The sequence below is a fragment of the Streptococcus mitis genome (genome assembly GCF_946190115.1).
GTDB classification, from domain to species: Bacteria; Bacillota; Bacilli; order Lactobacillales; family Streptococcaceae; genus Streptococcus; species Streptococcus mitis_CO.
Genome location: NZ_CAMHZG010000009.1, coordinates 20,918 through 43,745 on the forward strand (window position 1 = coordinate 20,918; position 22,828 = coordinate 43,745).

The window sequence follows — 22,828 nt, forward strand, 5'->3', positions numbered from 1 at the left end:
TAATGAAGTTAGCCATCTAATATCTAAAAACCGACTAGCTCTTATGAACTAGTCGATTTCTCATCAATGCGCCAACATTTCTTGGGCGATTTCTTGTCCAGATAGGTTATCTGGGTAGTAGGTTGGCCAGTTATCCATTTCTTCAAAGAGGGCTTCTTGGCTTGTGCCTCCAAAGAAGATATGGAAATGTTCTGCCTTAACTGGGGCGATATTGTGGTCACTAAACTGAACATACTTGAACTGTCCAGCGTCCGCATCTGTCGCTTCAAAGAGGAAGCGCACACCACGATTGCCTTTCTTATAAGTCAAGATTTTCTTACCAACATACTTGTAGGTGAATTTCTTACTTTGTCCACCTTGAACAAATTCCATAGTGTTATCAGTGATGTTGATCTTAGTGACATCTGTCTGATAGCCTTTTGTATAGTAGGCCTTGTACTCAGCCTGAGTCATCTTACCAGTCAACTTAGCCTTGTAGTCAAAGACCTGATCAAAAGTTCCATCTTCAAGGAAAGGATAAACTGATTGCCAGTTGCCTGCATAGTCGCTCAAGGTGCGATCCTTGACGTCTGCATCTTCGAAGTAACCATTTTGGACTGTCTTGGTATCCTCTGCCTTTTCAGGCTCGATAGCTGGACCTTCTTGGTCTGTTGTTTGTTTCAAAGCTTTGAGGTTTTTCTCCATGATAGAGATATAATTTTCTCCCGCCTTGGTATCTTCTTCTGTCAGACTTTCTAAAGGATTAAGGACATCTGTTTTGACACCTGCCTCTTTTGAAAGTGTGTTAGCAAGAGCTTGTGAAGCATTTTCTTCAAAGTAGATATAGGCGATTTTATTTTTCTTGACGTACTCTGTCAATTCTGCCAAGCGAGCTGCTGATGGCTCTGCATCTGGAGAGAGACCTGAGATTGCGACTTGTTTGAGTCCATAGTCTAAGGCAAGATAGTTAAAGGCTGCATGTTGCGTTACAAAGCTCTTTTGTTTGGCTTGAGACAAGCCTTCTGCATAAGCCTTATCCAAGGCTTGTAATTTTTCGATATAGGCAGCAGCATTCTTCTCAAAGGTCTCTTTTTTATCAGGATAATCTGCTGACAAGCTATCACGGATGTGCTCTACAAGTTTAATGGCACGGACTGGTGATAACCAAACATGGGGATCGTACTCATGGTGATGGCCTTCTTCTCCATGGTCATGGTCTCCCTCTTCTTCCTCACCACCTGGCAAGAGCAACATATCGCCTGTCGCCTTGATGGTTTTCACCTTTTTCTTATCCAAGGTATCTAGCAATTTAGGGACCCATGTTTCCATGTTTTCATTTTCATAAACGAAGGTATCTGCGTCTTGGATTTTGGCAACTGCCTTGGCAGACGGTTCGTATTCATGAGGCTCTGTACCAGCACCGATTAGGAGTTCTACATTAGCAGTATCTCCTGCGACTTGCTTGGTAAATTCATAGACAGGGTAAAAGGTTGTCACAATATTTAGTTTGCCATTTGCCTGTTTTTGATTGGAACAAGCCACTAAAAACAAGGCACATAGACTGGCTAGCAATAAGCTAATTTTTTTCACATTAGTCTCCTATTTGATAAAACGTCTTACTAAACTGATCAGTAAAAAGACAGTTACAAAAATAATAGTAATACTTGCGCTTGCAGGTGTTTCTGCATAGTAGGAAATGTAGAGTCCTGCCACCATTCCCAAAAATCCAATAGCACTAGCTAGCAGCATAACCGATTTAAAGTTTTTCCCCAGACGCAGGGCAATACTAGCTGGCAAGACCATAATGGTCGATACCAGAAGAGCTCCCGCAGCTGGAATCATAAGGGCAATGGCCACCCCCGTCACCATGTTAAAAAGAATGGACATGGTACGAACTGGCAAGCCATCCACAAAGGCCGTATCCTCATCAAAGGTCAAGATATACATAGGACGAAGGAAGAGGAAGGTCAAAATCAAAACAACCGCCGCAATGACAAAGAGGGAAATAACCTGCTCTTCGCTGATAGTCACGATTGAACCAAAAAGATACTGGTCCAAACTCATTGAGCTAGAGCTTTTACCCTTGCTCATAACAATCAGAGAAACAGCCAGTCCTGTTGACATGAGGATAGCTGTCCCGATTTCCATAAAGCTCTTATAAACCGTACGGAGATACTCCAGAAAGACCGCCGCAATCAAGACAATAGCAATAGTTGAAATAGTCGGAGAAATCCCCAGAACCAAACCAAAAGCTACACCCGACAGCGAGACGTGGCTGAGGGTATCACTCATCAAACTCTGACGACGCAAGATTAGGAAAGTTCCCAATACTGGCGAGAAAAGACTCATGGCAATAACGGCCAGAAAGGCACGTTGCATAAAGTCATAAGATAACAAACTAAGCATGGCCCACCTCCTGATCATTCTCATGAACGTTGAAACAACGCCATGGCGAGTCTTGGTTACGGACTAGATGAATATTGCGGTCCGCGTAGTCCTTAACTTCTTCAGGGTCATGGGTAATCATCAAAACAGCCTTGCCATGATGATGGGCGCTGTGGTGCATGAGTTCGTAAAATTCATTTTTACTTCCTGCATCCATCCCCGTTGTCGGCTCATCTAGAATAAACACATCTGGATCCGAAGCAAACATACGCGCAATCACCGCTCGCTGCTTTTGTCCCCCAGATAGAGACCCCAAGCGTTTGTCTCGGTGTTCCCACATACCAACTGAGTCCAAACTGGCCTTGATATGCTCCTCATCATGAGCATTCAAACGACGGAACCAACCTTTTCGCGGATAGCGACCCGACTTGACAAATTCATAAACCGTACTTGGAAAACCTGCATTAAAACTGGCAATCTGTTGAGGAAGGTAAGCTATTCTCAATTTCTTACCCTGCGTATTTGTCTTTGAAATAGTCACCTTTCCAATGCGTGGCTGAAGGATTCCAAGACTGGCCTTGATCAGTGTCGTCTTAGCTGCCCCATTCTCCCCTGTCAAGGTAACAAATTCCCCACTATCAACACTATAATTGATATGTTCAAGAACAGGCTCCTTATCATAATAGAAGGATAACTCCTCTACCGTAATATATCTCATTATTTGATTTCTCCTACTAAAGCAGTCAAAAACCGCTGAATCACTTTTTGTTCATTTGGAGTAAACTGAGTCGCCACTTGTTCATAGGTTAAAAGCGTATGCTCATGGTGATGGTGGTGCTCCTCAGCAATTGGACGAGCCAAGTCAGTCAACTGATAAAAAATCACACGCGCATCCTTAGGATCTTTAGATGTTTCCAACATCCCTTCCTTGACCAAAGACTTAATGGCCTTGGTAACTGCCGCCTGACTGACATTGAGACGACGAGCCAACTCTGAATTTGTTAAAGATTCCTCTGACAAAAGCATGAGAATGTGCTCCTGAGTATTGGTCAGAGCTACCTCGCTAGTGCAATGACCTATTAGGATTTCATGTTGGTTTTCCGCCTGTAAAATCACCTCATTCAAAAAGCCATCGATATCCTTCGCTAGCTGTCTCATATCTGACTCCTTTCCTTTTGAACTTCTCTTTTTTAAGAGAAAAATACTATTCTTTGACATTTTATTTACCAGTTAATTATATCACAAGCAAAAAAAGAGTCAAGAAAAAACGTGAAAATAGGCTTCATTCTTGAACTCTTCTATATTATAATCTATTGAAATTCTTTGACATCTCCATCATAAGTCGCCCAATCTTTGCTGAAAAAGCGCTCATTCAGATGGTAAGTCGGAGCTGGTGTGGGATTGGATAGGAAAGGATCAACTGCCTTGTCAAAGGCCAACCAACCCAACCAACCAAGGTGAATGGTGTCCTTCATAAAGAAAGGCTCTCCGCCGTCCTTAGAAAAATCTGCTATATTGGTAAACCCTTGATTTTCTAACTGGTAGCGAATCTTCTGCACCGTTTGTTGGTACATATCCTCTCGTAGACCAGCATAGTCCATCCATTTTTTATTAACAGGTGGAATGATAAAAATCGGGTTGACCTTAGATTTAGAAAACTGTGTTAAAACCAACTGCAAGTCATTATACTCTGGCGACTTGAGATAGGTAAAACTTTTCTGAGAGTCCTTTAATTTCTTCAAATCCTTCTTGATCTGCGTATTATAGAAATAATTTTCCATTCCCAGATCATTATTAGAAGTATTCTTTTCAGCATCTGCTTTAACAATATCTTCTATGACTTGATAAGAAAACTGGTCTGGCAAGGTCTTTAAATACTTAACTACATGCTTATCATAATTGACATAGCCTCTAACTGAAAACTGACCAAAAAAGGAAGCTTGGCGTTCATTAAACCGAGCCAATAATTCAATCATTTCATTGTCTGCTGTCGACAATTCTTCTTTGCTTGCCAACTTCTGAACCAGATCCTTCATAGCTACGTTTGGGAACTGCTGTAGTAAGCGAGTCGCTGCATATTGACTAGCCTGATCTCCAGATTGATGTTCCAGAAAACTGGTCAACTGGTCTCCATTAAAATACTGCTGAAAAGCTGCTGGCTCATAGCCATTTTTACTGAACCACTGAGGTGAGATAACATACACAACTTGTTTATTCTCCAGTTGTGGCAACATCTGTTGCATTCCAAAATACTGGTTAAGCGATGCAGCTCCCCTCTGTCCTAAAAGATAAGGACGGTAGGAGCGATTGTATTTCTCAGCTAATACCGCAGGATGAGCACCGTCAAAACGAAGCCATTCACTAGAGCCAAAGAAAGGAACAAAACGCATATTTGGATCAGATAGTGCTCTGACTTTTTGACTTCGCTCCTTAAAACTATCGATAGTAGTAGCCACCGCTGAACGCTTTTCAGCTCCTAGATTATGATGCATCTCAGTAGGATAAAAGAAAATGAGCAGAAAAACCAACAAACCAGCTATCAAGACCGGTCCGAAGATCATCCATAAGCGTTTAAGCATTTTGTAGCTCCACAATACCAGCTATGATTTTATTAGCTGTATTCCAGTCGTCGCGACCAAACTCTGTCACAGGGACACGAATGTCAAAACGATTCTCAATCTCCACAATCAACTCAACCGTTCCCATACTATCCAAGACACCTGCGTCAAAAAGATCTTCATCCATCATGTCAGAAACATCTTCCATAAACAACTCATCAATAATTTCGATAACTTCTGATTTGATATCCATATTTTATTTCCTTTTATTTTTTAAACCATAAATCATTCAAGAATCCAGAAAAGATTAAGAATGACAGCATGACAACATGGAAGGTGACAACCATGCCAAGCAACTGAATCCAGCGATTCTCAGGTAGAGCAGCTTTCCCTGCTTTTTTCCGTTCCTTATTGAGCGTTTTTTTCTTGCGAATCCAAGCGTCATTGATGACCAAGCCCAGTCCATGAAAGAGGCCATAGGCGATATAGTACCAGGTCACTCCATGCCAAAATCCCATAATCAGCATATTTACAATGTAGGCCACACTTGAAGTTACATTACGATTTTTAAAGACCTTCTTTCTGGTCAATACCATGACCATTCGCATAAAGACAAAGTCACGGAACCAGAAAGACAGACTCATATGCCAACGATTCCAAAACTCTTTTAAATCCCTTGATAAAAAGGGCTTGTTAAAGTTGATGGGACTACGGATTCCCATTAAATTTGAGATGGCTAATGCAAACATAGAGTAACCTGCAAAGTCAAAGAAGAGCTCCAGACCAAAGGTATACATAACCGCTAAAGCATAGATGTTAAAGAAGCCACCTGACTGCAGGGCTAGATTCTTCAGAGGAGGGAGTAAGGTTTCTCCTAAAACATGAGCCAGGATAAACTTATACAAAAAGCCCCACATGATATAGCGAACAGATTCATCCAGCATATCCATCAACTCATCCCGCTCAGGAATGGTCTGATAATTTTCATTAAATCGCTTAAAGCGATCGATTGGACCACTCGAGAAAGTTGGCATGAAGAGAAGGAAACGAAGGAATTCCCAGAGGGTAAAATCCTTAATCACTCCATCTCTCAGCTCGATGATAATCCCAACCGAACGAAAGGTCAGGTAAGAAATACCCAAAAACCCAAGCAAAGACTGCGTTCCATTGATAGCTGGCTGCACCTTAACAAAGATAATCGGAAGGAGGGATAGAAAGCTAACTAGGTAAAAGACCCACTTGCCATCCTTGCTTTTTCGATAATGCTTGTAGAAAAGCAGGAGCAATATTTCCCAGCAAAGGTAAATACCCAAGGCAGCTAATTGATTGGTCTTCCCACCCACCAACATAGTGACGATAAAGAAGAGACTTACCATCACTTCATACCAGGCAAAGCGTTTCTTGAAAAAGAGGCCAATAAAGATGGGCAAGGTTGCAACAATCACATAGACAAAATACTGAGGATTGCCATATGGCTCTAAATGAGGAAGCTGTTGAAAGAACTCCATCATCTCTTGTTCACCTCGTTAATTAATCCTTTGATGTCAATCTTTCCATTTGGAGTCAGTGGCAAACTGTCTCGGTAAAGGAATTTAGACGGCATCATATAGGACATCATGATATCTGTTAAATCTTCCTTGATAGCTTTGGTAATATCAATATCTCGCTCAAACTGCTCACGAACACCGTCTTTTAAGATGACATAGGCCAGTAGATTTTGCACCTTGTGGTCCTTGTTATAACGCGGTACTGCGACAGCAGACTCGATATAGCGAGACTTATTAAGATTTTGAGAGACATCTTCTAACTCAATGCGGTAACCGTTGAACTTAATTTGGAAGTCCATGCGTCCGCCGTAGAGAAGCAAGCCTTCATCTGTCATGGTTCCCACATCGCCTGTGTGATAGGCTGGCAGTCCTTCAAACTCAAAGAAAGCTTCCCCTGTTTTTTCAGGATTGTTCATATATCCTTTTGAAACAGCTGGTCCAGAAACAATGATTTCTCCCTGTTCGCCATTTGGCAGTTTATTTCCTTCCTCGTCAATGATAAAGGTTGGAGAATCAGCCTTGGTATAGCCGATTGGTAGACGTTTGAGAGTCGCTAGCATCTCATCTGTCACAGCAACAGCTGACAAGGCTACTGTCGCTTCTGTTGGGCCGTAGGCATTAATAATACGGGCATTTGGGAAACGCTCACGTAGTTTTTGAGCCGTTTTGACCGTCAATTCTTCTCCATCAAAGTAGAAATGCGTGATGCCAGGCATTTTCTCGCTATTAAAGTCTTCTGATAACATGGCCATATCCGCAAAAGAAGGGGTTGATGTCCAGATAGCGATTGGCAATGAAAAGATGGTCACAAAGAGTTGCTTAAAGTCCTGAGTGATGGCTGCAGGAAGAGCAAAAAGCGTCCCACCAAGTGCCAAGGTCGGTGCCCAGTACATGACAGACAGGTCAAATGAATAAGGTGGCTGAGCCAGCATTTGTGGACGACTTGGCGTCGCAAATTCCTTATCCGTAATCATCCAGTTGGTAAAGCTGAGGAGATTATCATGTGAAATCTGCACTCCTTTAGGCTTACCAGTCGTACCAGAAGTAAAGATAATGTAGTAGTTATCATCGCCCTTGACTGGATGCGTGATCTCATAACTAGTCCCTTGAGCAAAGGCTTCTTGAACCTGAGCTAGAGTCATCATCGGTGTAGAAACCTGCTCCAATGGAAATTCTGAAATGGCAATAATCAAACTTGGCTCCGCTACTTCTAAAATAGCTGAAACTCGCTCCAAGGCCGAATGGCTATCAATGGGAATGTAGGCATGACCTGACTTAGTCAAGGCTACAAAAGTTGCCAACATTTCATATTCTTGGCCACCAAAAACGACCACAGGAGACTTCTCAGGCAAGCCTAGTTGGTCAATGGCTGTAGCTAAACTATCCGAATCAGCCTTCAAATCTCCATAAGTATGTTCCTGCCCCAAAACATTGTAAACAGGATAGCTAGGCTGTGTCTGAGCAAAATGCTCAATGGTTTCAATCATATCTACTATTGGTTTATTTGACACAATAGGAATTCTCCTTCAAGTTAAAATTCATTATAGATAAAGCTTCCTTGACCCTGGCCAAGATAGCTAAAAAAGTAAAGCAGCCCCAGAAAGATAAGAAAATACAAGGCTGTCCGACCAAGAAAGAGGTACAATTCTTTTCTCTGTTTCATCAAGAAAAACCATTCATTTCTGTAATTTTTGCTAAATAAGATAGACTCTTACTATAGTATTTTTCTACTATTGTACCACTTTCTAGGGTAATTTTTCAATTGTTTGCCGTAGATTTTCAGTAGATTTCAGTTTATTTTAAGGATTATGCGGTTTTTCTATGTATATTTCAAATAGAGTGTTCCTGGTCAAAAACTCAATTTCAGTAGAAAATGAAGGGAAGCTTTCCATAATAAAACGCACAATATCAAGTTTTTTTGTACTGACCCCAAAAAGTTAGACAGAAAAAATCTAACTTTTGGGGTGCAGTTCATTTCAACACCTGATACTATGCGCTTTTCTAATTTTTCAAGACTTTTTAACCAGTCTCTCATTTAAAATAATCTCGTCTGATATAAATTAAAATAGCTTCTATCATCAGACAAATGGCTGATAGCCAAAAACTGATGCTAATACCAAAACTCTCAGTAATATAGCTCATTAGCAAAACAAATACTGAAAATGCTAATGTCGAAATCACTTCAAGAACGGAATAGACATTAACCAAGTTATTTTCCTCTACTGTTTCCTGAAGAAATACAGTTTCAGGAACTTCTTTTAGCTGCGATAACATACCAACTAAAGCTGAAAATAATAAAAACATCTGTGCGTTTGGAAAATATAGAATAGTCAGTGTCACTATTGCCATAGCTACAAGAGGAAAAAGAATACTTTCCCATTTAGCAGCAAGGAACTTTTCAGATAGCCTAAAAGCAATTAAGCCACTAATTATAATACCAATAGAGTATGCTGTATTAGAATATCCCCAGTAACTTTCCGTTTTATTTAATAACTCAGTTACAAAAACAAGTATAATGGAAGAAACCCAAATAGTATTTGAAAAAATTTCCAATAAATTTGCTGATACAAAAAGTCTTAATCTAGGATCTCTAGCAACTAACTTCCAACCTTTGAGCAAAATTTCAAGATTAGTTTCTGACTCTAACACCTCCACTTCAGCCTTAGGAAGAAATAACATCAAAAAGCTAGAAATTATATACAACATTAAAATTATAAACGTGGTAGGTAAAAGACCAATTGTTGCAAACAAGAGTCCACCTAATCCCCAACCCACTAACTGAACAGCTTCACCACTCATTGATAAGGCTGAATTAGCCTTACCCAAATCGGTCGCATAGCGTGGCACAATAGCATAGGAAACAGGTGCTGCAAAACCATCTAATATTGAAATTGCCACAACAAATAGATAGGTTACCAAAGGCGCTACGGATTGCATTACGGTAAACATTCCTACCAGTATCGCCAATAATATAGTCTTTCCAAATTGGGATAAAGATAAAACCCTATTGAGTGCTATCCTTTTAGTAACTAAAGGAACTAAAAGACTCGCAACAAAAGAGGATATCCCTATTAAAATGGGAACTAGTGATGTGGCAATTACTGATTTTGAAATAATGTATATGTTAGCAATGATTGTTACTCTAAAGAAAATATCTGCTAAATTTGCAAACAATTGAGAGACTAACAACTTGATAAATGAATTAGACATGTAGCGCTCCTATAACATAAAAATATTTAACTGATAAATGGTATAGTAGACTTTGTTTGATAACTATTTGACACAAGATTAGATGGTCAGAAATTGAATTTTTAACATTCCAACTTAGCCATAGTTTTTAGTTCTCACATCTTTAAATCAGCTAAAACAATCTATAATATAGCATATATATTATAGCTAATAAAATGCCGAACAAGTCTACTTATTTTATTCTATATTTTCCCAAATCAATTACTTGATTATAAACCGTTTCTGAATCAATATGATGAGCAACTTCAATCAAAATGATAGGCAACTGCAAAAGTAATTGGCGCACTTGATATGCATTGTTCTTGTCTAAGGATGATGTGACCTCATCCGCCAACACAATGTCTTTTTTTCGAAGCAGACAACGAACTAATTCAAGTCGTAAACGTTGTCCACCTGAAATGTTTTCTCCATTATTTATCAGTTGATAATCTAAAATATTGGTGATTTCATTCGTTAAGCCAACTTGTTCTAGGCAACAGAGTAATTCTTTATCTGAAATCTCCTGTCCTAATGTTAAATTTTCTCGAATTGTCCCATGTCTGAAAAATGGATTCTGAGAGATATAAGCGACATTCCCTTGATAATGAGTAAATTCTCGACCTGATTTATCACGTACGATAATTCTACCACTATTCGGACTTATCTTTCCTGCTACCAACTGTAGGAGAGTTGACTTTCCGGTACCACTAGCTCCCTTTATTAAAACTTTACTTGGCTTAGTTAATCTAAGTGACAAATCATAAAAGAGCACTTGCTCTCCAACCTGTTTTGAAACGCCCTCCAAAACTAGCTCAGCTAAAGATTCGACTGTCGGATATGATGTTTCTAAACAAGATTCTTCCAATAATGAAAATATTTTTTCTTTCACTGTTTGCGATCGCTGTATATCAGATATGCTATACATAATTCTTTGAATAGGTCCGCTAAGATTCATTGTAGCTATATACATAGAGACCAAACTAGCTGTTGTTAACTCTATACCACTCTTTTGTAATAAAAGACCAAGTGCAAGAGGTAGTACCTGACTAAGGAATTCTAAAGGACCATTGAAAAAATAAACGACATTGCTAGTCCATTCATTTTTCCAACGAGCATTTTCGTAACACTCGTTGTTTTTTCTCATCTTAGCAAAGTTTTCTTTACTAGCGCCATAAAAATAGATCGTATCTGCTCCCTTAAAAAAATCTCCTACAGATAGATGAAAAGCTTTTTGCATTTCCGAAAAATTTGCACCACTTTTCATTAAACGATTATTCATTACCCATTGAGGTAATGGTCGAAGAAAAGAGAACACAATAAAAACAATACCAAGCCAAAAATTTTGCACCAAAATAAAAACAATCGTTGTACAAAGTATAAAAACTCTTCCAACTATCATATCCAGGGGTAAAAAGAAGCGATTATAGAGCAGTTCCATATCTTGTGTAACAATTGAAACTTTTTCATCATATACAACATTTTCTTTCAAAAATAGTTTCTTAATAAGCTGATCTTTTAACCGAATTTGCATATGACGCTGCAGATTATTACTGACAAAATTTGCTAGCAACATCGTGCTATAAAAAAACAGGTGTAAACACAGGCCATATAAAACAAAGTATGAAATTGTACCAATTGTAAGTTGCTCTTCACGAATATTCAATAGCTTATCCAATAACAATGGCTTTATTAGAGCCATCCCACTATTCAAAAGCACTCCTATTAAAAAATAGATAAAAATATTAGTTTTAATGTATTTTAGAAATTTCATAAATAAGCCTATCTAAAAGAAAGCGAATAGATATAAAAGCCTCAGTCTAAAAGTTATAAACAAAGTAACTCCAACTGAGACTATACAATAATTTAATTAACCTATATATGATGCTGTTTATTAAGAATGATTATTTTTACTATTGAAAAATAATTCTCCTGTTTCACTTTTCTTTCTTAAAATATATGGAGATAGAACTTGCATATTAAATACCTCAAAATTCATAATTATGGTGACAACTTCGAAAAATCCTATCGCTCAAATACAATGAACTGATAAAACAACCGTAATTGAAATTTCTAAAGACAATTCTACCAAAATATTATTTCGAGATACTTCCTTTCCCATATCTGCGTATTACTTTTTACTTGCTAAAATTTTTTCTAAGTGCCTTTCATAATTCTTTGCCAAATGGTTACTTCCCGCTAATTTCATTGCTCCAATACACTTCCTCATTTCAATAATTGCTTTACAATCCATCTCTTTTTTATAGCGATATAGATATTGGGCATACTGAAATACCAATCGCTCATAAATTTCAGTTTCAGTGAAAAAGCATTGGTTTAGTCGTTTTTCAAAATACAAAGCATCAAGAAATTTTCCTCTTTCAATACATGTGATATATCCGTTCAATAGCATAGATGAAATCAGTCGTCTATTATTAGGAATTTCTTTATAAAAATCAGAACGTCTAGACATCTCTCTAGCCAAAACCATAAAGACATCGTGTTTTAGGACATCTAAAGTATTTGAAAAAATCAATAATTCATAGTATCCCCAATATTCAACACTAAAGAGATAGTCAGTGAGATAAGATAAATCATCACCAGAATAATAAACTTCTCCCGATAAATCTTGTAAACGAATTTTTAATAAAATAATGTTAAGCTTATGAAATTTCTCTTGTTTAGAATCTGACTCCATCTGAGAATAAAGTAGTTTTTTCAACCCATCAACATCATGATTTGATACAAAATGCCTAACCTTTGATAAGAGTTCATTCAGTTCATCACGATGAAAATCATGAACAGCATACATAAATTCATCAATGGGCATGTTAATTTCATCCAAAATAGCCATAAATTTTGAAATGGTTAAATCAGTCTCTCCCTTTTCAAAACGTGAGAGCTGTGATGTTGATATACCAGCTTTTTCGACATCTTTCAAGCGAAAACCTCTAGATTCTCGAAACTTTTTAAAGATTTCTCCAAATTTTTTCATAATATCTCTCCAACAAGCATATATGGGAACAGTTTTTGATTTTTAATATTTTAGCATAAAATAGCAGAAAATAAAAGTGAGGTATTTCACATGAAAAAGCAAAAACTTTTGCCTTTATTATTCCTACTTTTTGGAGGAATTATGATTATCGTTGTTGGCTAGTACTAAGAAATTAGTTACTAAAATACTTACATCTTCAATCGAAAAAAGTGACTGGAGAAAAAATCTTAACGATAAGAAAAGCGCATAATATCAGGTATTGAAAAACTTGATACTATGCGTTTTATTGTGAGAAGATTTACTTTATTTTTTGCTGAAATTGGGTTTTTGCCTAAGCTCTATCAACATAATTGTTTTCTAATACTCTTCGAAAATCAAATTCAAACCGCGTCAACGTCGCCTTGCCGTATATATGTGATTGACTTCGTCAGTCTTATCTGCAACCTCAAAACATTGTTTTGAGCAACCTGCGGCTAGTTTCCTAGTTTGCTCTTTGATTTTCATTGAGTATAAACTAGAAAAGTGAGAATACAAGAACGGCCAAGGCTGCACCGATAACAGGTCCCACAACAGGAATCCAAGCATAAGACCAGTCTCCGTCTCCCTTGTTTGAAATTGGAAGGATACTGTGCATGATACGAGGTCCAAGGTCACGCGCAGGGTTCAAGGCATAACCTGTTGTCCCACCTAGTGATAGACCGATACCGACAATCAAAGTCCCCACTGCAAAGGTTCCGATACCTGCCTGAAAATCGTAAAGACCCAAAGCAAAGATTGTCAACACCAAAACAAAGGTTCCAAGGATTTCACTGATCAAGTTAGAAACTGTATCCTTGATGGCTGGCCCGGTACTGAAAGTTGCCAGGATATTACCTGCATTTTCTTCTGCCTCATAATGCGGTTTGAATTGCAACCAAACCAAAATCTGACCGAGCATAGCCCCTGCGAACTGAGCTAGGATATAAGGGAATACTGATGCCCAAGGCAAACCACCTTTCAAGGCCACACCAATGGTCACAGCTGGGTTTAAATGAGCTGGACTGAGCTTGCCAGATACAAAGACTGCAACCGCAACTGCAATTCCCCACCCCATAGTAATCACAATCCAACCTGAACTGTTGCTCTTGGTTTTTGGAAGAACCACACCTGCAACAACACCATTTCCTAGAAGAATCAGGATTAAAGTCCCCAAAAATTCTCCAAATAATTCATTCATCATCTTTCTGTCTCCATTAAAAAGAAGGGGCGGGCGGCAAGGAATGCTGCCCTCCACCTCTTTTATTCTTTCTTAATTTTTTAATTCTGCTAAATCGTTGTTAGCGAGAGCCGCTTCGACATCCGCACGGTAGCCTGCTTTTTCTTCTTCTGACCAATCATAGAATCGTCCCATTTCATTCAAAACTGGCTCAACGATACTATCCAAACTATCACGCATAAAGAGCATATGGTTGGTACGACGAAGAAGGAAGTCAACTGGGCTAAGTGCCAACTCATTGCGCATTGCATAGTGAAGGGACAAGGTATCTGCCAAGCTGAGTCCTGGTGCTTGTTCCAAGCTGTGAGCAAGGGCAAAGACCTTCGGTGCATTTGAACCGTAAAGATTTGCTAGGTAATGAGCTTCCTTGCTATCCAAGCCACGTGACACTCCAAGTTGCGCAAAGGCTTCGATTTCTGAGTCCACATTTGCTGGGTTCAATTCCCCACCTGAAACAGGGTAAGTCTTAGAGTTGATCAGTTTAAAGCTACGGTCAAATTCTGCTTTGAGGATGTCAACCACGCGCTCCATAGCTCCTTCAGCCATCTTACGGTAGTCTGTGATTTTACCACCAGCAAGGGTCAAGAGACCATTATCATCACGATCCAAGCTCGAACCACGAGAAACTGCAGATGGGTCCAAATGTTTCTCAGAGGTACTGCTTTCAAGCTTGCTGACAGCAGACTCAACATCTTCACGCGTTTTTTCTTTAGAGAGATAAGATTCAACAGTCGCAATCAAGTTGTTAAAGCTTTCATCACTGATGGTTCCGTTATTTCCTCCATTATAGTCAGAAGCGCTATTGCCTGCGATCAATGGACGAAGACCTGCCCAGCTACTTTCGATATCATCAATGGTGATGTTGGCTTCTGGGAAGCGGTTGTTGACAATACCAAGTAGGTAATCTACATCTTCCTGAGTCACTTTTGGATGTTCCAAATCACCTGTGTAGTCTGTATCGGTTGTACCAAAGTAAGTCTTGTTTTCACGTGGAAGAACAAAGACCATACGGCCGTCACCCAAACCTGTGTCAAAGTAAACTGGCTGTGAAACCTTAATTTTACTTGAATCCACTACCAAGTGAACTCCCTTAGTTGGACGCATTTGTGAGAATTGGGTTCCCTTATTAGACAAATTGCGTACCTTATCACTCCAAGGACCTGTCGTGTTGATAACCAGACGAGCTTTGATTTCAAAGACTTGGTCTGTCAACAAATCACGAGCTACAACACCTGTAATCTTGCCGCTTTCGTCAAAGAGGAAGCCTTCTGCCTTCACGTGGTTAGCAATGAGGGCACCGTCTTGGTTGGCACGTTTGATATTTTCAATCACGAGACGCGCATCGTTGTTACGGAAGTCAAGGTAAACCCCACCTCCTACCAAACCTTCTTTCTTCAAGTTTGGCTGACGTTCCAAGACTTCTTCCTTGCTCAAAACCTTGTTTGCAGCTGGTGTGTTGTTAACTCCTGCCAAAAGGTCGTACAAATCCATGGCTACTTTGAGACGGAAGAGGCTAAAGGTCGCTCCATCTTCATCGTAAACTGGCAAGAGCATTGGGTCCGGTTTTGGAATGTGTGGTGCGATTTGTTGAACTACTGCACGTTCTGAAACCGTATCTGACACCACTTCTACGTCGAATTGTTTGAGGTAACGAAGACCTCCGTGAACCAATTTTGTTGAACGGCTGGATGTTCCTTCTGCGAAGTCCTGCATTTCAATCAAACCAGTATCTAGACCACTAGCTGCTGCCTGTAAAGCTACACCAGCCCCTGTGATTCCTCCACCGATAATCAAGAGGTCCAGGGTACGTTCTTGCATTTTTTGAATTGATAATTCACGTGTTTTCTTTGAAAATTCCATATTTACACACTTTCTAACTAAGTCGCTTTATTCTTCCAGTATTAGTCGTCTATTTCCGCAAAGACTTGAGTTGCTTTTACAGCCTTCTTCCAGCCCTTATAGAGTTGTTCCTTGCGCGATTCGTTCATAGATGGCTCAAAGAGTTCTCCTGTCTCGTTCAAGAGTTTCAACTCATCCAAGTCTTTCCAGTAACCTACTGACAAACCTGCTAAGAAGGCTGCCCCCAAAGCTGTTGTTTCCAAGTTTTTGGCGCGTGCGATATCGATTCCCAAAATGTCAGCTTGGAACTGCATGAGGAAATTGTTCATAGCTGCACCACCGTCTACTTTCAAGACTTGGATAGCTGTCTGCGCATCCACTTGCATGGTGTCGATGATGTCACGCACTTGATAAGCAATAGATTGCAAAGTCGCCTTGATAAAGTCTTCTTTAGTTGTTCCACGAGTTAAGCCAAAGACAGAACCGCGAGCGTTTTGGTTCCAGTATGGAGCACCTAGACCTGTAAAGGCTGGAACGACATAAACTTCATCGTTGTTATGAGAATCACGAGCGTATTTTTCAGACTCTGGTGAATTTTCTACCATGCGAAGACCGTCACGAAGCCACTGAATGGCACTTCCTGCGATGAAGATAGAACCTTCCAAGGCATAGTAAACCTTGCCGTTAATTCCGTAACCAATGGTTGTCAAAAGATTGTTCTCAGACAACTGCATCTCTTCCCCAGTATTCATGATGATGAAAGAACCTGTTCCATAAGTATTTTTAACCATACCAGGTTCAAAGGCCAACTGTCCAAAGAGGGCTGCCTGTTGGTCCCCAGCCATACCTGAGATTGGCACTTGTCCACCGTAGAAATGGAATGGGGCTGTCTTACCGTAGATTTCAGAGTTAGAACGAACTTCTGGCAGCATAGCCTTCGGAATGTTGAGGATTTCCAAAATCTCATCATCCCATTTGAGTTCTTTAATGTTATAAAGCATGGTACGGGCTGCGTTTGAGTAGTCGGTCACGTGAGCCGCACCGTCAGTTAATTTCCAAACCAACCAAGTATCAATCGTACCAAAGAGCAATTCCCCTTTTTCTGCTCGCTCTTGAGCGCCTTCTACATGATCCAAAATCCAACGAACCTTGGTCGCAGAGAAGTAAGCATCGATGATCAAACCAGTCTTTTCATGGAATTTTTCCACATAACCTTGGCTTTTTAGTTGTTCAGCCAGAGGTGCTGTCTGGCGTGATTGCCAAACGATAGCGTTGTAGATAGGGAGCCCTGTTTTCTTATCCCAGACAACAGTTGTTTCACGTTGGTTGGTAATCCCGATTGCTTCGATTTGATTTGGCTTGACACCACTTTCGATGAAAGCTCCCGCAATAACTGACTGGACGGAATTCCAAATTTCATTGGCATTGTGCTCTACCCAACCTGCCTGAGGGAAAATCTGGGTAAACTCTTTTTGACTCGAGCTGACCTTTTCTCCTTTTTTGTTGAAAATAATGGCACGAGAGCTTGTAGTCCCCTGGTCAATGGCCATGATGTATTTTTCTTGTGACATGTGCTGTCCTCCTGATAAAGATCTTGAGGATGTTTCCTCTTTACACTAACTAGTATACAAAATAAAGCGCTTTCTTGTTCATCAACTTTTTTTAATTTTTAAAAAAACGTGAGGAGATTGTGTGAATTTCACAAAAAAGACCTGGAACAACCAAGCCTTTTAAGTGAATAATAACTGACGAATCCCTGCCAAATCTTCCAAATCCAAGTCATTTTTTAAATAATAGACTGGTGTTTGTTCCTTCTTATGAATAGGGTTATTGGTAACCAGCAAATCATAATGCCGAGTACAATCATAGGCTTCAATGGTAATAAAACGATTGTATTCCAAATACCGTTTCAAAATAGCTGCCATCCTTGAAAAGACAAGAAAACCAGATGTCAAATCCAGACCAATCCGCATATGTTGACCACCATTTTCAGCCATATACTCTATCAACTGGAGCCATTCCCAGAGAATTTTCTTATCCAAATCCGTCCCCTGCTGAAAGGCAGATAGAGCATGAAAAATCTCCTCTGCCGTTCCCCTAAAATCATGTTCCATCAACAAATAAGGATGACGATTCTCTAACTGGTACTTGTAGCGGTCCTGTAAGATATAGCCCTTATAGAGATAGACTTGAGCACAAAGCTGACTGAGTTCATAGGTAACGTGATCCTCTGTATAATCCCCCAGCAACTCCTCCTTCTTCATCTCTTGAATCAATTGTGTCAGTAAATCTGCCAACTGCCCTCCAAAACCAAGGATATACTCCATAGTATGAAGAGGAAGAATGCGATGGGATAGGAGGAAAGAGAAGAAAATCATCATCTCCCCATCCTCAGTTCCTAGAGGAAGGTGTAGTCCAGCGAAAAAGGACGGAGCCTTTCGATGCAGACGAAGGTAGAAAATATTGTCAAAATACCCTCGCATTTTTTCTTCTATCACTTGAAACTGACAGGCATTGACCCGAAGACGTTGTTGACTGATATGAGACCAGAGAACCAAGTCCAATTTCTGCCCTGAAGACAAGCTTGCACCGCAGATTTCCTCTAAACTGGCAATCTCCTGTTTTCTCTCTGGTTTCTGCATATGGCTTTCCCATTCCTGACTGGACCAGACCTTGCGGAAAAGACAGAAATAGAAATAGCGAATCTGATGCTCTGGACCTCGCCAACGTCCATTTTGGATGGATAAGTCAAATTCTGACAAAATCTGATTTAAACTAGCCAAGTGACGGCCAAGCGTAGCCTCGCTAATCATCAATTCTTGAGCTAGCTGATGGGCTAAAAACTGTTGGTGGTAGAGAAGATAGACCAAAATCTGGTATTTAACAGCATTCTCCAAAAACAAGCTCCGAATATCTCTTCCCTTGGTAGTTGCACCGATCGATAGACGCAGATTTTCATCTTCTAAGTGAATAGTCAGCTCTAAGCCACTATCCAAAGCCTTGTCATTGAGAAGGGTGACATATTTGGTTAGGGTTGCTTTTGAAAATCCTGTTTCCTCCATTACAGCCTTGACGGTCGTCTGAGACTCTTGTAATAGAAAGGAAAGAATTGAAAATTGGCCGGATTCAGCCTTTTCCATCAAATCTCCTAAATACATTTGTTACCCCTTTCATTTTCTACCTTAAGCATAGCATAAATCTTAGAAATGCTGAAATAATCTGTTTCTCTTTTTATTTTCCTGCTAATTTCCTAGTCCATTATCCTGAAAATCAGCAAACACACGCCTCCCCCTTTGGGCATTTTTATGCTAAAATAGTAGATATGGATAAAATTATTAAAACTATATCAGAAAGCGGAGCCTTTCGTGCTTTTGTCCTTGACAGCACAGAAACCGTCCGCACTGCTCAAGAAAAACACCAAACCCAAGCTAGCTCAACTGTAGCGCTTGGTCGAACTCTTATCGCTAGCCAGATTCTCGCAGCCAATGAAAAAGGAAATACTAAACTAACAGTTAAGGTGCTGGGATCTAGCTCCCTAGGTGCTATCATCACCGTCGCTGATACCAAGGGGAATGTCAAAGGTTACGTTCAAAATCCTGGTGTTGACATCAAAAAGACTGCAACTGGTGAAGTTTTAGTTGGACCTTTTGTCGGCAATGGTCAATTTCTCGTTATCACAGACTACGGTACTGGAAATCCTTACAACTCTATGACTCCCCTCATTTCTGGGGAAATCGGTGAAGACCTTGCCTTTTACCTGACTGAAAGCCAACAAACCCCTTCTGCAGTCGGCCTCAATGTCCTTTTGGACGAAGAAGACAAGGTCAAGGTTGCAGGTGGTTTCCTAGTTCAAGTCTTGCCGGGAGCCAAGGAAGAAGAGATTGCCCGTTTTGAAAAACGCATCCAAGAAATGCCAGCTATCTCAACCCTTCTGGAAAGTGAAGACCATATCGAAGCCCTCCTCAAGGCTATCTACGGTGACGAGGCCTACAAGCTTCTTTCTGAAGAAGAAATCCGTTTCCAATGTGACTGTAGCCATGAGCGCTTTATGAACGCTCTTGCTAGCCTTCCAAGCTCAGACTTGCAGGAAATGAAAGAGGAAGACCACGGGGCAGAAATCACTTGTCAATTCTGCCAAACTACTTACAACTTTGATGAAAACGACCTGGAGGAACTCATTCGTGACAAATCTTAATACACCTTTTATGATTGGCAATGTTGAGATTCCCAATCGTACCGTTTTAGCACCTATGGCTGGCGTGACCAACTCAGCCTTTCGTACTATCGCAAAAGAGCTCGGAGCTGGACTCGTTGTCATGGAAATGGTCTCTGACAAGGGAATCCAATACAACAACGAAAAAACCCTGCACATGCTTCATATCGATGAAGGCGAAAACCCTGTCTCTATCCAACTTTTTGGTAGCGATGAAGACAGCCTAGCACGCGCAGCAGAATTCATCCAAGAAAACACCAAAACCGATATCGTGGATATCAACATGGGCTGCCCAGTTAACAAAATCGTGAAGAACGAAGCTGGCGCTATGTGGCTCAAGGATCCAGACAAGATTTACTCTATCATCAACAAGGTCCAGTCTGTCCTTGATATCCCACTTACTGTTAAGATGCGTACCGGCTGGGCTGACCCATCTCTGGCAGTAGAAAATGCCCTCGCTGCTGAAGCTGCAGGTGTTTCTGCCCTCGCTATGCATGGCCGTACCCGCGAACAAATGTATACAGGTCATGCAGACCTTGAGACCCTTCACAAGGTCGCTCAAGCTTTGACCAAGATTCCATTCATCGCAAACGGTGACATTCGTACGGTCCAAGAAGCCAAACAACGCATCGAAGAAGTTGGTGCTGACGCAGTTATGATTGGCCGCGCAGCCATGGGAAATCCCTACCTCTTTAACCAAATCAACCATTACTTTGAAACAGGAGAAATCCTACCTGATTTGACCTTTGAAGACAAGATGAAAATCGCCTACGAACATTTGAAACGCTTGATTAACCTCAAAGGAGAAAACGTAGCAGTTCGTGAATTCCGTGGACTCGCTCCTCACTACCTCCGTGGAACATCTGGCGCAGCCAAGCTCCGTGGAGCTATTTCACAAGCTAGCACTCTGGCAGAGATTGAGGCTCTCTTGCAGTTGGATAAGGCTTAAAATGGTTCATACTGCTCTACTGGTTATCGATATGCAAAAAGCATTTAATAGCCCTATCTGGGGAGAACGAAATAACCCTCAAGCTGAATATCAAGCACTGAAGGTACTGGCATACTTTCGTAAACACGATCTCCCAGTCTTACATGTTCAACACATATCTGACAATCCCCAGTCGCAATTTCATAACAAACAAAATCAGGAGTTTAAAAGTGGATTTGAACCAGTTGCTTCCGAACCTATCTTTCAAAAAACGGTTAATAGCGCCTTTATTGGAACAAATCTTGAAACATATTTACGAAAAAATCAGATTTGTCATTTAGTCCTTGTTGGTTTGACCCTGCCTCATTGTGTATCTACTACGACACGAATGGCAGCAAATCTTGGTTTTGAAGTCACTTTACTAGCAGATGCCACTGCCAGTTTTACCCTATCTAACAAAAACGGTCAGGCCATCTCTCCTGAGACTGTCCATGAGATTAATCTTCTTTCTCTACAAGATGAATTCGCTCAAATTCTTACTACAGAAGAATTTTTAACCCAAGTACAAGTATAAAATAATCCGTCAACTCTTATTGAGCTGACGGATTTTCATTGATTGTAAATATTCAAATACTGAGGGTTGTTATTGATTCAAAGCAACACTGGAAACCTTACCATCTGCTCCTGTTGTAATTTGGATGACTCTCCCTCCACCGATTTTGGCATTATACTTGCCACCATCAAGAGTATAAGAGTAGCCTCTGATAGAGTAATTTTCTTTCTTTCCATCAGTAGATTCTACTGTAAATTGACCACCTGATGAAACTGTGATAGTTTCGCCATTTGCTCCCTTCCAATTTCCCGCTGCAGCTGAGAAATCACCATCTACCATGGTTAAAACACCCTTGTAGCGTTTATTTTGCTCTGCTTGTTTGTCTTGAAGTTTGCGGTCAGTTGTAGGATCATAGCTTGATTGGTTAGACTGGGTTTGAGGAGCCTGTTGAGTTGAAGGAGTCTGAGCAGGAGTTTGTTGACTAGCCGCCTGTTGATTAGACACCTCTTGACCTTGTCTTTGCTCTGGTGCAGGTGTTGCTGGTGATGATGTTGTAGTTGCTGCAGACTGGTCAGTAGACGCCTTGGCCTTTTCAGATGAAACTGAACTTGAGGACTTCTGAGTCTTGCTTTCTTTGCTAGCAGAAGCTGCTTTAGAACTTGATGATTGGTTTGTCTTAGCAGAACTGCTTGCTTGAGTTGTTTCTTTTTTATTTCCACAAGCTCCTAATAGCAAGGTAGAAGCCAATACAGTTGCTGCCATCAATTTGATATAGGTTTTCTTTTTCATTTTCCTGCTCCTTTGTAATATTTTAGAAATATAAAGAAATCTTTTTGTAATATAATTGTAACATTGAGATTTAAATATGTCAACGATTTATTTAAACTATTTTAAAAATCTCACATAATTTAAACACCTCTACTCCTCCTACTCTTCTATTCGTAATAAAACAGAAAAACAGGAGATTTTCCTGTTAAAAATTTGAATTTGTTTTGTGTAATCGCTTAAAACTTTAAGTACAAAGGAATATAATAACATTGAAATAGAATATAGGAGGTGCATTCTTATGCTAAATAAGTATTATAAGTATCTTCCTTGGTTATTTTTAGTAGCGATTGGCTCTTATAAATCCGCAACTCACTATGGCAAAACTTCATTTGATGTCTTCTATATGACTACAATCTTTTTGATTGTCTGTATCGCCTTGTTATTTTTACATGAGAACTATCTCAAGTATCGATACAAAGCCTTCTTTACTCACATGTTGAGCAATTCTAAGAAAGATAGCCATCCCTAAAAACACTCGCAACACAAAATCATCTCATTATGGTACATAAAGAGGTCGGGAACT

General features: G+C 40.1%; 21 protein-coding genes. 4 read left to right on the plus strand and 17 right to left on the minus strand.

Features of this window, described 5'->3' with window-relative positions; genetic code table 11:
* Positions 1-63: 63 nt before the first annotated feature.
* The 16 genes from adcA to N8L90_RS06285 all read right to left on the minus strand — a co-directional run bounded on the left by adcA (position 64) and on the right by N8L90_RS06285 (position 18,941).
* Positions 64-1,569, minus strand: coding sequence for a zinc ABC transporter substrate-binding lipoprotein AdcA (gene adcA / locus N8L90_RS06210; protein WP_261024659.1), 1,506 nt, complete (start codon positions 1,567-1,569; stop codon positions 64-66).
* Positions 1,570-1,578: 9 nt separating this feature from the next.
* Positions 1,579-2,385, minus strand: a complete 807-nt coding sequence (locus N8L90_RS06215; RefSeq protein ID WP_000950030.1) for a metal ABC transporter permease — start codon at positions 2,383-2,385, stop codon at positions 1,579-1,581.
* Positions 2,378-3,082 carry a metal ABC transporter ATP-binding protein gene (locus N8L90_RS06220; RefSeq protein WP_033678712.1) on the minus strand — a complete coding sequence of 235 codons (705 nt, stop codon included), beginning with the start codon at positions 3,080-3,082 and terminating at the stop codon, positions 2,378-2,380. The genes N8L90_RS06215 and N8L90_RS06220 overlap by 8 nt, the downstream gene beginning before the upstream one ends.
* Entirely contained in the window at positions 3,082-3,522 is a 441-nt protein-coding gene (gene adcR, locus N8L90_RS06225) for a zinc-dependent transcriptional regulator AdcR (RefSeq protein ID WP_001249314.1), read from the minus strand. Before adcR ends, N8L90_RS06220 begins: the two co-directional genes overlap by 1 nt.
* Before the next feature lie 152 nt (positions 3,523-3,674).
* Positions 3,675-4,943, minus strand: coding sequence for a D-alanyl-lipoteichoic acid biosynthesis protein DltD (gene dltD, locus N8L90_RS06230; RefSeq protein ID WP_261024660.1), 1,269 nt, complete (start codon positions 4,941-4,943; stop codon positions 3,675-3,677).
* Complete coding sequence (dltC, locus tag N8L90_RS06235) at positions 4,936-5,175, minus strand: D-alanine--poly(phosphoribitol) ligase subunit DltC (protein WP_000351967.1); 240 nt, start codon at positions 5,173-5,175, stop codon at positions 4,936-4,938. Before dltC ends, dltD begins: the two co-directional genes overlap by 8 nt.
* A 13-nt stretch (positions 5,176-5,188) precedes the next feature.
* The gene (dltB, locus tag N8L90_RS06240; RefSeq protein WP_261024662.1) at positions 5,189-6,433 is read right to left on the minus strand and encodes a D-alanyl-lipoteichoic acid biosynthesis protein DltB; all 1,245 of its coding nucleotides are present in this window, start codon (positions 6,431-6,433) and stop codon (positions 5,189-5,191) included.
* A complete protein-coding gene (dltA, locus tag N8L90_RS06245; protein WP_261024664.1) occupies positions 6,430-7,980 on the minus strand; it encodes a D-alanine--poly(phosphoribitol) ligase subunit DltA in 1,551 nt (516 codons plus the stop codon). The genes dltB and dltA overlap by 4 nt, the downstream gene beginning before the upstream one ends.
* 20 nt (positions 7,981-8,000) lie before the next feature.
* A complete protein-coding gene (locus tag N8L90_RS06250; protein ID WP_000813667.1) occupies positions 8,001-8,132 on the minus strand; it encodes a teichoic acid D-Ala incorporation-associated protein DltX in 132 nt (43 codons plus the stop codon).
* 368 nt (positions 8,133-8,500) lie between these two features.
* Entirely contained in the window at positions 8,501-9,679 is a 1,179-nt protein-coding gene (locus N8L90_RS06255; protein WP_261024665.1) for a ryptide export MFS transporter, read from the minus strand.
* Between the two features lie 211 nt (positions 9,680-9,890).
* A complete protein-coding gene (locus tag N8L90_RS06260) occupies positions 9,891-11,468 on the minus strand; it encodes an ATP-binding cassette domain-containing protein (RefSeq protein WP_261024667.1) in 1,578 nt (525 codons plus the stop codon).
* A 357-nt stretch (positions 11,469-11,825) separates the two neighbouring features.
* A complete protein-coding gene (locus tag N8L90_RS06265; protein WP_261024668.1) occupies positions 11,826-12,689 on the minus strand; it encodes a helix-turn-helix domain-containing protein in 864 nt (287 codons plus the stop codon).
* Positions 12,690-13,203: 514 nt separating this feature from the next.
* Positions 13,204-13,908 carry an MIP/aquaporin family protein gene (locus N8L90_RS06270; protein WP_000980823.1) on the minus strand — a complete coding sequence of 235 codons (705 nt, stop codon included), beginning with the start codon at positions 13,906-13,908 and terminating at the stop codon, positions 13,204-13,206.
* 69 nt (positions 13,909-13,977) lie between these two features.
* Positions 13,978-15,804: a type 1 glycerol-3-phosphate oxidase gene (glpO, locus tag N8L90_RS06275; protein ID WP_076742463.1), complete on the minus strand. Its 1,827-nt coding sequence runs from the start codon at positions 15,802-15,804 to the stop codon at positions 13,978-13,980.
* Between the two features lie 41 nt (positions 15,805-15,845).
* Complete coding sequence (gene glpK, locus N8L90_RS06280) at positions 15,846-17,354, minus strand: glycerol kinase GlpK (RefSeq protein ID WP_153210231.1); 1,509 nt, start codon at positions 17,352-17,354, stop codon at positions 15,846-15,848.
* Positions 17,355-17,513: 159 nt separating this feature from the next.
* A complete protein-coding gene (locus N8L90_RS06285) occupies positions 17,514-18,941 on the minus strand; it encodes an AcpB/EbpR/MafR family transcriptional regulator (protein ID WP_219967450.1) in 1,428 nt (475 codons plus the stop codon).
* A 164-nt stretch (positions 18,942-19,105) separates the two neighbouring features.
* On the opposite strand from N8L90_RS06285, the gene hslO reads away from it, so the two are divergent.
* The 3 genes from hslO to N8L90_RS06300 are packed head-to-tail and all read left to right on the plus strand — an operon-like array spanning position 19,106 to position 21,498.
* Positions 19,106-19,978: an Hsp33 family molecular chaperone HslO gene (hslO, locus tag N8L90_RS06290; protein WP_049521393.1), complete on the plus strand. Its 873-nt coding sequence runs from the start codon at positions 19,106-19,108 to the stop codon at positions 19,976-19,978.
* Complete coding sequence (gene dusB / locus N8L90_RS06295; RefSeq protein WP_000183308.1) at positions 19,965-20,945, plus strand: tRNA dihydrouridine synthase DusB; 981 nt, start codon at positions 19,965-19,967, stop codon at positions 20,943-20,945. Before hslO ends, dusB begins: the two co-directional genes overlap by 14 nt.
* A gap of 1 nt (position 20,946) precedes the next feature.
* Positions 20,947-21,498, plus strand: coding sequence for a cysteine hydrolase family protein (locus tag N8L90_RS06300; RefSeq protein WP_261024672.1), 552 nt, complete (start codon positions 20,947-20,949; stop codon positions 21,496-21,498).
* Positions 21,499-21,567: 69 nt separating this feature from the next.
* Here the strand turns inward: N8L90_RS06300 and N8L90_RS06305 are convergent, their stop codons facing one another.
* Positions 21,568-22,266 carry a hypothetical protein gene (locus N8L90_RS06305; RefSeq protein ID WP_261024673.1) on the minus strand — a complete coding sequence of 233 codons (699 nt, stop codon included), beginning with the start codon at positions 22,264-22,266 and terminating at the stop codon, positions 21,568-21,570.
* A 277-nt stretch (positions 22,267-22,543) separates the two neighbouring features.
* Here N8L90_RS06305 and N8L90_RS06310 point away from each other — a divergent pair, with 277 nt between their 5' ends.
* On the plus strand, positions 22,544-22,774 hold the full coding sequence (locus N8L90_RS06310; protein WP_023945010.1) for a hypothetical protein: 231 nt from the start codon (positions 22,544-22,546) through the stop codon (positions 22,772-22,774).
* Positions 22,775-22,828 lie beyond the last annotated feature (54 nt).